General features: G+C 75.0%; 12 protein-coding genes. 6 read left to right on the top strand and 6 right to left on the bottom strand.

Annotated elements, in window-relative coordinates:
• Positions 1-215: 215 nt before the first annotated feature.
• Positions 216-1,250, bottom strand: a complete 1,035-nt coding sequence (locus tag CCN56_RS15710; protein WP_086827449.1) for a hypothetical protein — start codon at positions 1,248-1,250, stop codon at positions 216-218.
• A gap of 229 nt (positions 1,251-1,479) precedes the next feature.
• Here CCN56_RS15710 and CCN56_RS43205 point away from each other — a divergent pair, with 229 nt between their 5' ends.
• The 5 genes from CCN56_RS43205 to CCN56_RS15695 all read left to right on the top strand — a co-directional run bounded on the left by CCN56_RS43205 (position 1,480) and on the right by CCN56_RS15695 (position 5,801).
• Positions 1,480-1,638 carry a hypothetical protein gene (locus CCN56_RS43205; RefSeq protein WP_179199858.1) on the top strand — a complete coding sequence of 53 codons (159 nt, stop codon included), beginning with the start codon at positions 1,480-1,482 and terminating at the stop codon, positions 1,636-1,638.
• Between the two features lie 130 nt (positions 1,639-1,768).
• Entirely contained in the window at positions 1,769-4,528 is a 2,760-nt protein-coding gene (lanL, locus tag CCN56_RS15705) for a class IV lanthionine synthetase LanL (RefSeq protein ID WP_179199857.1), read from the top strand.
• A 69-nt stretch (positions 4,529-4,597) separates the two neighbouring features.
• On the top strand, positions 4,598-4,723 hold the full coding sequence (locus CCN56_RS44580) for a hypothetical protein (RefSeq protein WP_255325155.1): 126 nt from the start codon (positions 4,598-4,600) through the stop codon (positions 4,721-4,723).
• 74 nt (positions 4,724-4,797) lie between these two features.
• Complete coding sequence (locus CCN56_RS15700; RefSeq protein ID WP_086827445.1) at positions 4,798-5,145, top strand: DUF190 domain-containing protein; 348 nt, start codon at positions 4,798-4,800, stop codon at positions 5,143-5,145.
• A gap of 35 nt (positions 5,146-5,180) precedes the next feature.
• On the top strand, positions 5,181-5,801 hold the full coding sequence (locus CCN56_RS15695; protein ID WP_086827443.1) for a bifunctional 2-polyprenyl-6-hydroxyphenol methylase/3-demethylubiquinol 3-O-methyltransferase UbiG: 621 nt from the start codon (positions 5,181-5,183) through the stop codon (positions 5,799-5,801).
• On the opposite strand, the gene CCN56_RS15690 is transcribed toward CCN56_RS15695, so the two are convergent.
• From CCN56_RS15690 to CCN56_RS15670, 5 genes are all read right to left on the bottom strand, one after another.
• Positions 5,788-6,078, bottom strand: a complete 291-nt coding sequence (locus tag CCN56_RS15690) for a hypothetical protein (protein WP_373412857.1) — start codon at positions 6,076-6,078, stop codon at positions 5,788-5,790. The two genes, CCN56_RS15695 and CCN56_RS15690, sit on opposite strands and share 14 nt — an antisense overlap.
• Before the next feature lie 264 nt (positions 6,079-6,342).
• On the bottom strand, positions 6,343-7,575 hold the full coding sequence (locus CCN56_RS15685; RefSeq protein ID WP_086827439.1) for a nitric oxide synthase oxygenase: 1,233 nt from the start codon (positions 7,573-7,575) through the stop codon (positions 6,343-6,345).
• Between the two features lie 145 nt (positions 7,576-7,720).
• Positions 7,721-9,283: a DUF4139 domain-containing protein gene (locus CCN56_RS15680; RefSeq protein ID WP_086827438.1), complete on the bottom strand. Its 1,563-nt coding sequence runs from the start codon at positions 9,281-9,283 to the stop codon at positions 7,721-7,723.
• Positions 9,284-9,291: 8 nt separating this feature from the next.
• Positions 9,292-11,373, bottom strand: a complete 2,082-nt coding sequence (locus tag CCN56_RS15675) for a DUF4139 domain-containing protein (RefSeq protein ID WP_086827436.1) — start codon at positions 11,371-11,373, stop codon at positions 9,292-9,294.
• Between the two features lie 55 nt (positions 11,374-11,428).
• Complete coding sequence (locus tag CCN56_RS15670; RefSeq protein WP_086827434.1) at positions 11,429-13,642, bottom strand: alpha-N-acetylglucosaminidase; 2,214 nt, start codon at positions 13,640-13,642, stop codon at positions 11,429-11,431.
• A gap of 347 nt (positions 13,643-13,989) precedes the next feature.
• Between CCN56_RS15670 and CCN56_RS15665 the strand changes: the two genes are divergently transcribed.
• Positions 13,990-14,637 (top strand): alpha/beta fold hydrolase, encoded by a 648-nt coding sequence (locus CCN56_RS15665; RefSeq protein ID WP_107484160.1) that lies wholly within the window; start codon positions 13,990-13,992, stop codon positions 14,635-14,637.
• Positions 14,638-14,758: the final 121 nt, after the last annotated feature.

The following is a 14,758-nucleotide window of genomic DNA, read 5'->3' as shown; positions in this document are numbered from 1 at the left end:
GGCGGACGACCCGACGACGGTCGCCGGCTATCGGCTCGCCGCCCGGCTCGGCGCCGGCGGCATGGGCAAGGTGTACCTGTCGTACACACCCGGCGACCGTCGTCGGGTCGTCCGCCTCCAGCGCCTTGAACACCTCGGAGCCGCCCCGGTCCGCTTGCTGACCGCCCATGAAACCCATGTCTCCCCACGCAGAACACTGTTTGCAGGAGGGCACCCTATCGGTGGTCCGCGCCTTCGGACGCCTCCGTCCCGACCTCCGCGCCCGTGAGCCCGGCGCGCTCCGCGAGCGCACCGCCCTGGAAGCGGCTCTCCGCCCCCAACTCCTCCAGGAGATCGGCGATGTGACGGCGACAGGTGCGCAGGGACATCCCCATCCGACGGGCGATCACCTCGTCCTTGGCGCCCTCCGCGAGCAGCCCCACGAGCGCCCGCCGAAGGCTGGGCCCGACCTCCTTGTACGCGGCCTCGCTGGTGCCCCGGAACGGCACCGCCCCCGACCAGTGCTGTTCGAACACCCGGCAGAGGTACGCCACCACGTCGGGGTCCCGGACGAGGACGGCCCCCTCGCCCGCACCGCCGTCGGCACGCCGGGGCAGGAAGGCCACGGACCGGTCGAACACCACGGCCCGGTCGGGCAGTTCGGCGGCGGTGCGGTACTCGGCGCCCGCCTCGGTGAGCCGCTCCACGTACCCCTGGGTGGACAGGCTGGACCGTGCCGAGTGCTGGTACAGCGTGCGCATTCGCACGCCCCGCCGGAGCATCGCCAGGTCTCGCTCGACGGCGTCCCCGAGGCGGTGCGCCGCCCGCCCGCCGCCGGGCTGGATGCTGAACACCTCCTCCCGGCAGCGGGCCGACTCCTCGGTGAGCATCGCGGAGGCGGAGGCCATGTCGGGCAGCACGTCGAAGCCCTCCCGGCGGCCCTGTTCGCGCCGGGCGGCGCGGTACCTCGGCATCAGGGAGTGCAGATCGTCGCGGAGCGACTGGGCGTGCGCGGCGGCCCGCGCGAGCTCCGCCTCCAGCGGGCCGACCACTTCCGCCGCGGCGGCGTCCGGGTTCACCGGGATCAGTTCCTCGGGCCGGCCGGGCGCCGGACGGAGGAGACGGAGCCGCCGCAGGGTGCGGCAGGCGGCCTCCACCTCCTCCCGGCCGAGACCGAGGTCGGGAAGCCCGTCCGGCTGCCGGTTCGCGAGGCCCCCGTGCTCCAGTACGTACGCGAAGACGGCGACGGCCCCGGCGTCCAGCCGAGGCATTCCGTCCACATCCACCCCAGTAGTCACGCATTTCCCCCGTGATGCGGCCCTGCTACTTCCGTGCCATGCAGGGTATTGCCAGGTCATGGCGCTGGACCAAGCGGGCTCGCCGGGATGAACTGGTGGTGTCCGGCCGAGGGAAACCCCATCAGGCCGACATACGGCGTGAACGCGCCAGACACGGAGCTTCCCGCCCGCCCCACTCCTCTCCCGAACCAGGAGCCGCACCATGTCCGTTGCCGTCCGCTGCCTCCTTCTCCTCGCCGTCCTGTTCGCCGGCGGAACGGCCGTCGCCCCGGCGGACGACGCACGGGAGACGACGCGGACGGTCGCCGCGGGCCTCATGGACACCAGTTGGGGCGACGAGTACGTCCGGCCCGAGCAGTAGGGACGCGCTGCCCTCCCACTCGTCACCCCTGCGAAACACGAGGACGAAGAGCGTGTCGTCACCCACCACGAATCCCGCCCCGGCCGGCCCCCGGCGGTCGCGCGCCGAAAGCGCCGCGGACCGGGCCCTGTTGACCGACATCGTGCACGCCGTGATCGCCCGGAGCACACCCGAGGCCGAGCGCTCGGACTGGAGCGTCGAACCAGGTGAGTTCTGGTGCCACGTCGTGCCCGGCGGGGCCGTCGCGCGGGCCCAGGGCTGGAAGCTCCACGTCCCGGCCACCCCGCTCTCGGCGCCCCTGGTCCTGGCCCGGTCCGCCGAGGTGCTCGTGGCCCACCGCGCCGCCTTCAAGTTCGCCGGGACTCCGGCCAAGGCGGCCGCGCTGGTGTCCGGGCGCTTCGCGCGCGGCGGGGGCGGCAAGTTCCTGACCGTGTACCCGGCCGACGACGAGCAGTTCCGGCGGCTCGCCGAGGAACTCCACCGGGCCACCGAGGGCCTGCCAGGACCCGCCGTCCTCTCCGACCGGCGCTACCGCCCCGGCAGCCAGGTCTTCTACCGGTACGGAGTGTTCAAGGGCGTCCGGGAACTGACGCCCGACGGCTCCTTCGCCGCCCGCCTCACCGACCCCGGGGGCCGGCCGGTCGCCGACGAGCGCAACGCCTGGTTCAGCCCGCCGGACTGGGCCGGAGACCCGTTCCCCGACCGTCCCGCCGCACCCGCCCGCAGCACGGCCACGGCCAGGCCCGTCCTGCTCGGCGACCGCTTCCTCGTACGGGGCGCGATCCAGCACTCCAACAAGGGCGGGGTGTTCCGGGCCGAGGACACCCGCACCGGCGCGCAGGTCGTCGTCAAGCAGGCGCGGCCCCATGTGGGCGCCGGTCTCGAAGGCCTCGACGTCCGGGACCTGTTGCGCCGCGAGGCCGCGCTGCTCGAACGGTTCGGGCGGGTGTGCCCCGACCGGGTCCCCGAGCCGGTCGAGGTGTTCGAGCAGCAGGGCAGCGTGTTCCTGGCCACCGCGTCGGTCCCCGGGGCGACGCTCCGGCGCACCGTCGCCGAGCGCCTCGCACGGGACGGCGGCGGCTGCCCCGACGACCGCACGGCCGACTCCCTGGTCCGGCAGCTCGTCGAGCTCGTCGCCACCGCCCATGAACTCGGCGTCACCCTGCACGACTTCAACCCCAACAACGTCATGGTCACCCCGGACGGACGGCTCGTCCTCATCGACCTGGAGATGGCGGCCGGGGAAGGGGAACGGTGGGTGCTCGGCGCCACCCCCGGCTACACCGCCCCCGAGCTGCGCGCCACCGACCAGGTGGCCCCCGCCCTGCCGCCGAGCGTCGACCTGTACGCCCTCGGCGCCACCGTCCTGCACGCCCTGAGCGGCGCCGACCCGCTCTTCGCGGAGGACCTCCCGCAGGAGACGGCCCGACCGGACGAACGGCGCCTGGCGGACCTCGTCGACCTCCTGGCCCGCGACCATCCGCCCGTACGACGCTTCTCACCGCTGATCCGGGGGCTGATGCGGGACGCACCCGAAGACCGCTGGACCCTGGACCGGGCACGGGAGTTCCTCGACGGAGGCCGAGGGGCCGACGGGGGCTCGGGGGAACACCCGGACGCGGGCCGGGCCTCCGGGGCGTCCCCGGACGCGGCGGCCACGCGTGCGCGTCTCCTGCACGACGGCATCGCCCACCTGCTGGCCACGATGCGTCCGCACGACCCCGAACGGCTGTGGGCCTCGGACTCGTTCGGCGGGACCTGCGACCCGGTGGCCGTGCAGCACGGCTCGGCCGGCGGCGTCGCCCTGCTCGCCCGGGCGCTGGGCCACTGGGACGCGGGGCTCTCCACCTCCGTGAACGGTGCCGTGACCCGTGACGCACTCACCGAAGGCCTCCGCTCCGCCGCCCGCTGGACGGCGGAGCGGCAGGAGACGCTGCCGAGCGCGCTCCCGGGGCTGCACTTCGGGCGTGCGGGCACGGCCTGGGCCCTGCTCGACGCCGCCCGGGCCCTGGACGACACGGCCCTGACGGACCGGGCCGTCGCCCTTGCCCTCGGTCTGCCCGTGCACGGGCCCAACCCGGACGTCTGCCACGGCGTGGCCGGCTCCGGCCTCGCACAGCTGCACTTCTGGCGCACCACCGGGGACCCGCGGTTCCTGGACCGCGCCGCCGAGACCGCGGACGGACTGCTCGACTCGGCGCGGCGCACCCCCGAAGGGGTCTTCTGGCCGGTGCCGGAGGACTACGGGTCGGCGCTGGCCGGAGCCTGGCACTACGGCTTCGCGCACGGCGTGGCCGGGGTCGGCACGTTCCTCCTGCTCGCGGCGGAGGCCGCCGGGGAGGAACGGTTCCTCGCCGCGGCCACCGAGGCGGGGGCCACCCTCGTGACCGCCGCCCGCAGCGGACCGGCGGGGACGCTGTGGCCCGTCGACCGGGCCCGCCACCTCTCCGACTCCCCGGAGCTCGCCCGGCACTGGTGCAGCGGTTCCTCCGGCGTCGGCACCTTCCTGGTCCGGCTCTGGGCGGCGACCGGCACGTCCGACGAGGCCGTGCGCGAGCTGGTGGACGGTGCGGCGCTCGCGGTGCGGGCAGGCAGGGCGACCGACTCGCCGGCCACCTGCCACGGGCTCGCGGGGAACGCCGAGTTCCTCCTCGACGCCGCCGAACGGACCGGCGACGAGAGCCACCGCGCCGCCGCCGAACTACTCGTCGAGCACCTGGCCGCCCAGGCCGTCCTGCGCGACGGACGCCTCCTGGTGCCCGACGAGAACCGCAGGACCGTCCTCGCCGAGTACGCCACCGGCCTCGCCGGAAGCCTCTCCCTGCTGCTGCGCATGCGGTGCGGAGGCCCGCGGGCCTGGCTGCCCGAGGACGGGCCGGCCCACCCCTGAGTGTCCGGCGGCCCCAGGCCGCCGGCGTCCCACGGAAACATCCGATCACACCCGAAGAAGGAGACCGTCATGACGGAGTACGACATCGATGCCCTGCAGGTCCTGCCCGAGGAGGTCCGCACCGAGGACGCCCGCGGCGAGGAGCACGCCGCCGCGCTGATCACCGCCTGCCGCTGGCTCACGAGCGGCTGCTGACGGACCACCGTCAGGGGAGGGGCCGGCGTCCCGGCCGGCCCCTCCCTCCGGAGGCACGACCGTAGACTCGAAGTATGACCAGGCTGACGGGCAGGGCCCTGCGGGTGACGGTCTTCGTGGGGGAGAGCGACCTGTGGCACCACAAGCCGCTCTACACCCAGATCGTCGGCCGGGCACGCGAGGCGGGCCTCGCCGGTGCGAGCGTGTTCCGCGGCATCGAGGGCTTCGGCGCCTCCTCCCTGATCCACACCCAGCGGCTCCTCTCGCTGAGCGAGGACCTCCCCGTGGCCGTGGTCATCGTCGACACCGAACAGAAGATCCGCGCCTTCCTGCCCCAGCTCGACGAGATGGTCGACGAGGGCCTGGTGATCCTCGACGACTGCGAGGTCGTCCGGCACGTCGGCCGTGAGAAGGCCGCCTGAGCCCGCGAACCGGTGCACCGGCCTACGATGGCCCGATGCGCGAGGCCGCCCCGGAGCCGTACTGGAACACCAACGTCGCCCGGCACGCGGGCATCCTGCGGGCCGTCCCGGAGGGCTGCGGCGACGCCCTGGACATCGGCTGCGGCGACGGCCTGCTCGCGCGGAAACTCACCGCACGGGCGCGGCACGTCACCGGGATCGACCTGTCCCCGGACATGATCGCCCGCGCCCGCGGGTCCTCCGACGGCCGTCCGGAACCCGCCTTCGTGGAAGGCGACTTCCTGACCGCGGACCTGCCCGCCGAGGGCTACGACTTCATCTGCTCGGTGACCACCGTCCATCACGTGGACCTCGGGGCCGCCCTGGCCCGCATGCGTGAACTGCTGCGTCCCGGGGGCACGCTGGTGGTGGTCGGCCTGGCCCGTGACGCGGGCGTCGCCGACTGGACGGCGAGGATCGCCGCCGCCCCGGTCGTCCGGATCACCAAGGTGCTGCGCGGCGCGCGCGATCCGGAGGGCATGCCCGTCGCCGAGCCGCGGACGAGCTACGGAGAAGTGCGCGCCGTGGCGCGAGGGCTGCTCCCCGGCGTGCGGTACCGCCGGCACGTGCTTCGCCGGTACTCCCTGATTTGGGAAAAGCCCGTCACGAGGGCGTGATCGCCGAGATGCCCTTGTGGAGGTCCTCCGCGTTCATGACCGGCGAGTAGTGGATCTTGGCGCCGACTTCCATGAAGAACGGTTCCGAGATCTTCGGCATCTGGGAGGGGTCGGCCAGGTCGAAGAAGATGTAGCCGGTCCGACAGCCGTTCTCGACGGTGAAGTAGGCGGCTTCCGCGTCGAGTTCCTCGACCGCTCCCTCCATGAGCTTCAGCAGCTTGCCCTGCTTGATGGCCTCGTTGGAGGCCTGGGTGTCCATCTGAACCTTCAGCAGCATGCGCATGACGCGGCCTTTCCCGGCCGGGCGGGCGCTCCGTTCGGGCGCCCGGGAGCCCGGACGCGCTCAGTTCCAGCGTCCTCCTTCCCTTCCGGCGGGACCACTCGGCAGAGGTGCACGAACGGACCGTGCCGGGGGCCGATGGCACGGGATCGTGAGGGGCTGACTCCCGCCCGGCCCGGAGCCGCCCCTCCACACTGACGGCGCCCGACTCCGACGATCCGGCCAACGGCCTTCCGGTCATCGGACGGGGAGCGCTCCTCCCTACTGCTCCCGGGACTGCTCCCGGGCGAGGAAGGCGGGCCGCAGCGACGTGTCCACCGGGTCGTAGTACCGGTGGAACACCGGAGTCGTGGAGCCGGACACGGGTGGGACGATCCAGCTCCAGTCGGCCGGCACGGGCCTGCCGTACCGGCTCTCCTGGGCGATGTGCCGCAGGAACCGCTCGGACTCGGTGTGATGGTCCGCCATCGTCACCCCGGCCAGCTGGAAGGAGTGCAGCACCGCCACGTTCAGTTCGACGAGCGCCCGGTCCCGCCACAGCGTGCGCTCCGAGGAGCGGTCGAGGCCGAGGCGGTCGGCGACCACCGGGAGGAGGTCGTACCGCTCGGCGTCGGCGAGGTTGCGGGCGCCTATCTCCGTCCCCATGTACCAGCCGTTGAAGGGCGCCGCCGGATAGTGGACCCCGCCGATCTCCAGCGTCATGTCGCTGATCGCCGGCACCGCGTACCAGCGCAGCCCGAGCTCCGCGAACCATACGTGGTCCGGATGCCGGAGCGGCACCTCCATGACGGAACCCTCCGGCACCTCGTACCACTCCGGCAGCGTGCCCGGACGCTCCTCCACCATCAACGGGAGTACCTGGAAAGGGTCCTCGTCCCGCTTCCAGCCGAGGCCACGGGCGCGGGCGGTCGACGCGGCGCCGCGCGGGTCGCCGATCCAGCGGCCCTCGGGGGTGCGGTGCCCCGCGTAGCGGACCAGCTGGTCGTTGACGATCCGCGGCGCGGGACGGCCCGGCCGGTCGGGGGCGAACACCGAGATCACCGGGCGGATCCGGCCGCCGTTCCCGGCGAGCCTCAGGTGCTCGAAGCAGTGGGCGGCGATGTCGTCGGCCGCCGTGACGTCCCGCAGGTCGCGCACCACGAGGCTGCGCCAGTAGAGCCTGCCGATGCAGCGGGCGGCGTTGCGCCATGCGACACGGGCGCCGAAGGAGAGCTCGTCCGGGGTGTGCGCGTACGTACCGGTCCGGTCGATCTCGGCGAGCACCTCCCTGACCCGGCGCTCCACGTCCCCGGCGTCGGGCTGCTCGTGGTGGAACTGCCGGACGAAGCTCTCCGCCTCCCGACGGTCCGCCACGGGAGATGCGTGTACGTGCGGTGGTGCGGCCCACCCGCCGGGCGGGGGTACGGGCGTGGACGTGAACGGACAGGCGCTGACGGTGGCGGCCTTGCGGCGGCGCCCCAGACTGAAGACCAAGATGACTCCTCCCACCCCCATGACTACCGCACGCATCCGTGCGGTTGTGGAGAGTAGGGGGAGTTCCGGATGGGGAGGGCGCCGCACTGGTAGGGTGCGCGGCGCCCGGAACCCCGGGGCTCGGAACCCCGGCGCCCGGAAGACCGGAGCCCCGGACCCCCGGGGCTCAGAGCCCCGCGACCTTGGACGTCGCCGTCAGTTCGTAGACCAGGGTGACCGTACGGCGGCCGCCGGGCGGAAGCGCGACGTCCCAGTGGACGATGCCTTCGTCGTCGACCGTGTCGGGTGCCGGGGAGCACGCCTCCTTGCGCAGGCGCACCTCCACCGCCGAGACCTCGGAGACGGGGATCCGCTCCCGGAGGGCGATCAGCCGGTCGCCCTGCTCCCCGGGCGGTGAGAACCGGGACAGGTGCAGCCGGACCGTGCGGGTGACCACCGTCCGCTGGGTGAGGCCGGTGGTGTCGCGGGACTCCTCGGCGTACCGGACCACCCGGTGGTCGTCGCGGCTGCCGAAGGCGAGCTCGACGGCGGCGCCGGGGGCCGTGAAGTCCAGCGTGCCGCGGCCGGTGAATCCGCTGCCCCGGACCAGGTCCACGGGCCCGGCGAGCAGCGCGTGGCCGGACAGGTTGTCGAAGCGCACCACCTGGGTGACCAGCGGGGACAGCTCGGGCGAGCAGGCGTACTCGCTGCGCGCGGCCGTCGTGAACGAGGAGAGCGGCACCCGGTGGGCCCGGCCGTCCCCGGGCACGGAGACCGGCGCGGGGGAGTGCAGGACCCGCGCCTCGCCGCCGTCGTCCACACCCGGCAGGCCGACCACCGGGGCCGGGCCGAGCGTTGAGATCTCCTCCTCGCGCAGTTCGACGTCGATCGTGCGGCGCTCCGCCGCGGTGCGGTCCTTGAGCGTCAGCCGGTCCTCGACGAGCCGCGGTGGATCGGTGGCGAGCGCAGACCGGGCGGTCGACAGCGTCAGCCGTACGTCCGACCAGTCCTCGCCGGTCCGCTGCCAGACCACGGCGTCGGTCTCCAGGGTCAGCGAGTCCCCGTCGAGCGCGGCCCGGTAGGCCGGCCGCCACAGCGCGCACGGGGTGAGGTGGCTCAGCCGCAGTCGTACGGGCCCGGCGGCCGCGGCCTCCACGGTCAGCTCGACATGGGCGACCAGCTCGGCGGGCTCCTCCTCGGAGAGCTCCCTCGCCCGCCGGATGTCGGCCAGTTCGGCGCCGAGGGCCGTCAGCCGGGCCTCCGCGGCGCGGAGTTCCTCGGCGCACGTGTCGCGTTCGGCGTCCACGCGGTCCAGTTCGCGGCCCCAGCGGGGCCCTTCGGACTCGCCGAACCCGGCGCCCTCGCCGATCTCCCGCAGCAGATCGCCGGCGAGCCGGGCGAGCAGGTCGAGACGGGCCCCCAGCCGGTCACGGCGCTGCTCCACGGCCAGGCGCTCCTCTGCGAGGGCGTGCTCGCGGTGGCGGAGGGCGGAGTCCTCCTCGGCGGGCCGGCCCGGTCCGCGGGGCGTCCAGGCGCGGACGATCCGTACGTCGAGCACGGTGGCCGGATGGTCGGAGGTCAGTTCGGCGTGCAGGGTCCGGTCGACGGCGAGCGCGCCGACCGGGCCGAGGCGCAGGCGCTGGACGCCGGCCTCCAGGTCGAGCACGGCGGTGCGCTCGACGTGGGCGCGGTCCTCCAGGCAGGTGACGGCGGTGACGGGAAGGGCGATCGGCGGAAGGTCCGTGGACATGGTGGGTGTCAGCTCCTTCGGTTGCCGTCGACCAGGGCCTTGCCGGCCGGGATGCGGATCTCGTAGCCGCCGTCGAGCGCGGCGGTGCCGCCGGCGGGCAGTTCCACCCGCCAGACGCGGGTGCCCGGGGCGTGGTGCTCCGGCGCGGTGCCCTCCTCGGGTGCCGTCCAGTCGGCGCGCTCCTCGATGCGGACGTCCGGCTCGGAGGAGACCGGCACCCGCTCGTGGACCTCGACGGTGACGGGCCCCGCGAGACGGTTGGCCAGCTCGACGTGGACGCGGTGGTCGAGCACGGTGACGTTGTTCCGCAGGCCCGCCGTCGACTCCTTGAGGTGGGTGCGGCGGGTGACGCGGATGCCCTCGGCGACCCCGAGTCCGAGGCGGCGGACCGCGCCGGGCGCGAGCGTGGGCAGGGCGGCGGTCAGCAGGTAGTCGTCGTCGACGGTGACCTCCACCGGGCCGGCGAGCAGCGCCTGACGGGTGGTGTTGGAGACAGCGAGGGACGCGTACACGGTCTGCTCCACGGACGGCACACAGATGTGCTCGGTCTGCAGGACGACCGGGATCTCGCCGACGGTGACGGTGTGCCAGGTGCCGTCCGAGGGCACGTCGGCACGGGCGGCGGCGTCGAAGCGGTGGTCGAAGGAACCCGCCGACGTGCGGGGGCGCACCGCGTGCTCGGGCAGCGGCAGCCCCGCCACCGCCTCGGCGCGGCGCCGGTACTCGTCGGCCACCGCGTCGGAGGAGGAGCCGGGGAACAGCCGGCCACGGCGGGCGCCCGGCTCCTCGGGCCCGGCCAGCACGAGGGCGGCGTAGTCGAGTTCGGCACCGCTCGGCTGCGGAGGACCCGCCGGCGGTGGCGGCGGTGGCGCCGCAGCGCCCGGAGCCGCGGGAGCCTGGGGCACGGGGGGCCGGGCCCCGAAGCCGGGCCTGCCACCGGCGCGCGGCCGGCCGCCCGGTCGTGGCGCCGCGGCCCGTGCGACGTCCGGCGCCCCGCCCCCGAGGAACTCCGGGGCGGCGCCGTACGCGCCACCGGGCTGCGGCGGCCCGGTGAAGGCAGGAGGCGGAGGCGGCACGGGGGCGGGTGCCGCCACGGGAAGGGGTACCGCGCCGCCCGCCACCGCGCCGGCCGCCACCGCGGAACCGGCTCCGAACGGCTTTGGCGCGGGCCCCGCCGCCTCGTACCCGCTGAACAGGTCGGCGAGCCCCGACGGGGGCTCGCGCCAGCCGGACGGCGCGGGCGCGGACTGACGGCGTCCGATCCGGATCGAGCGGAGCGCCGGCAGATCGGTGCGACGCCGCAGATCGGCGGTGGCCAGGGCGATGCGCACCCCGGTCCAGTCCTCGCCGGTGCGCTGGGCGACCGAGGCGCGCAGCACCAGACGGCCGCTGCCGTCGCCCTGACGGTGGGTGAGGCGGTACGTCGGCACCCAGACGGCACCCGGAACGCCGTACTCCAGCTCCAGTTCCACCTCCTCCGCCTCCGCCGTGCCGTCGAGGGTCAGGACGGCGCAGACCGTGGTCTCGACATGGGCCGACGGCGCGTCGGTGGAGGCGCGGTCGAGCCTGTCGCAGGCGACGTCGAACTCGTGCTCGACGAGCAGGAGGGCCTCGTCGAGCTCGGCGAGCCGGGCGTGGAGCCCCGCAAGGCGTTCGTCGACGAAGTCCGCGAGCTCCAGCCACGCGTCGACCGGGGTACGGCGGTGCGGGTCGTCGCGCTTACGGTTCGGCGTAATGGGCCGCAGGGCGCTGACCTCGGCGATCAGGCCCTGCTGCCGGTCACGGCGCGCCCGCGCCGCCGCGCGGGCCTCGTGCAGCCGGTCGACCTCGCGCCGCAGGTCGTCGGGGGCGCCCGCGGCGCCCGGCTCCGCCTCGACCTCCACCCGTGCCTCGGTGACCCGCCCCCCGGAGGCGCCCAGGACCCGGGCCCGCAGCGAACCCGGGTCGAGCGAGCGGGGCAGCCCCGTCACCCGCACCCGGCCGTCCTGCGGCACGGTGCCCCGGGCCAGGCGCCGGCAGAGCGCGCCCTGCGCGTACACCACGACCGAGTCGAGGGTGGATCCCCACCTCCGCGCCGTCCCGTCTGCCATCTGCGCCCCCGCCCCGTCCCCGTCCCGTCCTCGTCGACCGAAGCCTACTTCCCGGCTACGACAGCGCCAGAGCCGCTCCGACCTCGCCCGCCAGGGCGACCGGGTCACCGGACGGGACCGTCGGGTAGGCCTGGTGGCCGTGGGCCCAGGCGTCCTCGCGGGCGAACCAGTCGACGGCGACCGGCGCCGTGCCCCGGACGAGCGCCGTGTCGAGACCGGCGAAGTACGCGGCCCAGCGCGGCGCGTACACGTCCCGGACGAGACCGGCCCACTCACGGTTGGCGTAGTCGTGCAGGCCGCCGGTCTCGCTCGGCCCCCGGTCGGCCCAGGTGGTGAGGATCGAGCGGGCGTCGTACTCGAGCCGGTCGCGCTCGTCCGCGTCGGCACCCCAGGAGCGGGCGTCGGCGAGCCACGGGCCGAGCAGGAAACGACGGTCGGAGGCGACGAGCCGTCCGAGCAGTTCCTCGTCGGCGTTCCACTCGCGCACCAGCTCCCGGAAGCCCTCCAGATCCTTCGCCTCGTACGCGGCCTTGATCCGCGGCAGCAGGACCCGGCCCCGGTTGGTGAGCGCCTGGCGCGCCACGTCCACCACGTCGTAGCGGTACGCGTCCGAGGTCCGCAGCGCCGGGGCCACCTCGAGCAGCTCCGACAGGGCGCGTTCCACCGTGCGGGCGTCGTACCGCATGGCGGTCGGACTCCAGCGCGCCGCCTTCGCCGCCGTCAGGCTCGGCCGCGCCGTGAAGAGGCTGTCCTGCGGCTCGCTCCACGTGCCGGAAGCCCCGCTGTACGGGCCGAGGCGCAGCTGCTCCCACGCGGCGGCCGCGTGCGGGTCGGCTCCGCCGTAGCGCCGGGCCGCGTACCCCGCGAACCAGGCGCGCCGGTCGACCGGGCCCGGCTCCCAGGCGAGTTCGGTGAACAGGTCGAACGCGGCGGGGTTCCCGCCGGTGCCCTCAGGAAGCCAGGCGATGCCGCGCAGCGCGCTGCCGGACCTGGTCAGCCAGGCGTGGAAACGGTCCGTCCACACACCGGTGTTGGCGCCCAGGCTGGTGTGCCCGCCGAAGTTGGCGATCGCACCGAAGGCGTACGGCGTACCGCCCCACTGCTTCTCGCGGTCCAGCCCCTCGTACCGGTCGGAGAGGCCGTCGACGATCAGCACCCGGCTGCGGTCCACACCCTCCAGGAGCGTCGCGGAAGGGTTGTTCTGCCAGCCGAGCATGACCCAGGTGGCACCGGGGTGCGCCGCGTCCAGGGCCCCCTGGACGGCCTCCGCCGCCCGCGTGACGTCGACGGGACCGGGGGTGCCGCCCTCGTGCAGCAGGTCCATCTTGAACATGTCGCTGTCACCGAACCGGTGCCGCTGCACCCGGTAGTAGGCGGCCGCCAGTTCACCGAAGACGGGCCCGGTCGGATCCAGCCAGTCGGGCCGGGCGAACCCGACCCATCTGCCCTGCGGGACGGTGACCGCGCCCGGGTTCCGGGCGGCGAAGTCCGGCGGCACCGTGCCGAAGAAGCCCGGCAGCACGGGAGTCATCCCCAAGGCGCGCAGGTGTCCCGCGATCCGGCTGCCCAGTGTCGCCCGGGCCTCGATCAGCCGCTCGGACACCGGCCCGCCGAAGCCCGACATGTTCTGCAGCAGCCACCAGGCCTGATGTGCGGGACCGGGGATCCAGGCACGGAGCTCCGCCGCGTCGTAGCCGAACTCCTGGAGCGCCCGGTAGTACGGATACTCGGCCCCGGTCGGCACGAAGACCTCGTTCACGCCGTGCAGCGCCATCAGGTCGATGTCGCGCCGGTACGAGGCGAAGTCGCGGTACGCACCGGAGTAGCCCTCGTCGGTGTCGTTCAGGGCGTAGCGGTGGGGCACGGCCGCCGACCGGGTGATCGTGCCGGAGACGGCGGGGAGCGTGGCCGGCAGCCGGCCGACGCTGTCGCCCGGCCAGCCGATGTCGACCCCCGCGACCCGCTCCAGGTACCAGCCCACCCCGGTGAGCAGCGTGGCCGGCGAGGTGCCCCGCACCTGGATCGCGCCCGCCCCGCCGGAGACCGAGAAGGAGGCCCCGGAGTCCGCTTCCTCGACGGGGATCAGGGTGAACTGGGCGGCCCGCGAGTCCAGCAGGCGCTCCAGGGCCGCCCGGGCGGGCCTCGGGTCGAAGGCGGGCACGGCGGCGGCACCCGACGGGGCCGGCACACCGGGCGCGGCGGCGGTCACGACGGCGAGCACCGTGACGAGAAAGGTGTTGCGGCAACGACGGATCAGGCGGCTGCCCATCTGGCTCCCTGCTCGAACGCGACGACGGCGGGGGCCTGTCCTTCGGATCAGGCCGGGGCGACCACTTTCCGACGCCCCGTCTCCTCGGCCGCGCAAGCGGAGCCGGGGGAGCGACGGCGCTCATCCTTGCGGGTGCGCGCGTTCGAGTCGAGGGTGCGAACCGAGCCGGGTTCCGTGCGGGGCACCCCCCGCACCTCCACTGCGGCGAGGTGGGAGCGCGGTGTACCTGACAGGCCGGGCGGCCTGGCAGACTTCGGCCCGCACGGTCGTCCCGTCCTCACCACCCCTGGAGGTCCCATGGCGCAGCGGCCCGGTCACCCGGCCCGCCCGAGCGGGAAGGCCGCGCGATGACGCTGTGCCGTACCCGGCGTGCCGATCCGACCGCGCTCGTCGTCCGCAGCGCGCCCGCCGTGCCCACCGCCGCCGTGCTGCTGCTCCACGGCGGCCGCGCCGAGGGCCCCGAACCGCCGCCCGCCCTCAACCTGCCCGCGCTGCGCATGCGCCCCTTCGCCGGTGCCGTGGCCCGGGCCGTCCGGGGCCGGGGGGTCCTCGTCGCCGAGGTGCGCTACCGCCACCGCGGCTGGAACGGTGCGCGCGCCGACGCCGCCCGGGACGCCGAGGTCGCGCTCGGTCGGCTCCGGGAGCTGGCCGGGCCCGTGCCCGTCGTGCTCCTCGGCCACTCGATGGGCGGCCGGGCGGCCCTCCGCGCGGCGGGCGACCCCGCCGTGCGCGGGGTCGTCGCGCTCGCGCCGTGGTGCCCCGCCGACGAGCCCGTGGACCACCTCGGCGGCCGGCGCCTCTACCTGCTCCACGACGAGACCGACCGGGTCACCTCGGCCCGGCAGTCCTGGGAGTTCGTCCGCCGGGCCCGGGAGGCGGGCGCCGACGCGGCGGGCATCCCGATGCCGACCGGCGGCCACGCCATGCTCCGGGGCGCGGACCTCTGGCACCGGCGCGCGGCCGAACTCACCGCGGCGCTCCTCTCGCACGGCTGAGACCGGCCGAGCCGGTGTCCCACGCCGAACGCGGCCCGGCGAACGACCTGACGGAGTTCCCGGCCGGCGGGGCGGTCCATGCCCGGAGGTTCGCGGACCGTCCCGCCCGGAGGTGCGCGGA

Source organism: Streptomyces sp. NRRL B-24572 (assembly GCF_002156145.1).
GTDB classification, from domain to species: Bacteria; Actinomycetota; Actinomycetes; order Streptomycetales; family Streptomycetaceae; genus Streptomyces; species Streptomyces vietnamensis.
Note: the sequence above shows the minus strand (reverse complement) of the source record. Positions and strands in the feature narration are given on the sequence as shown.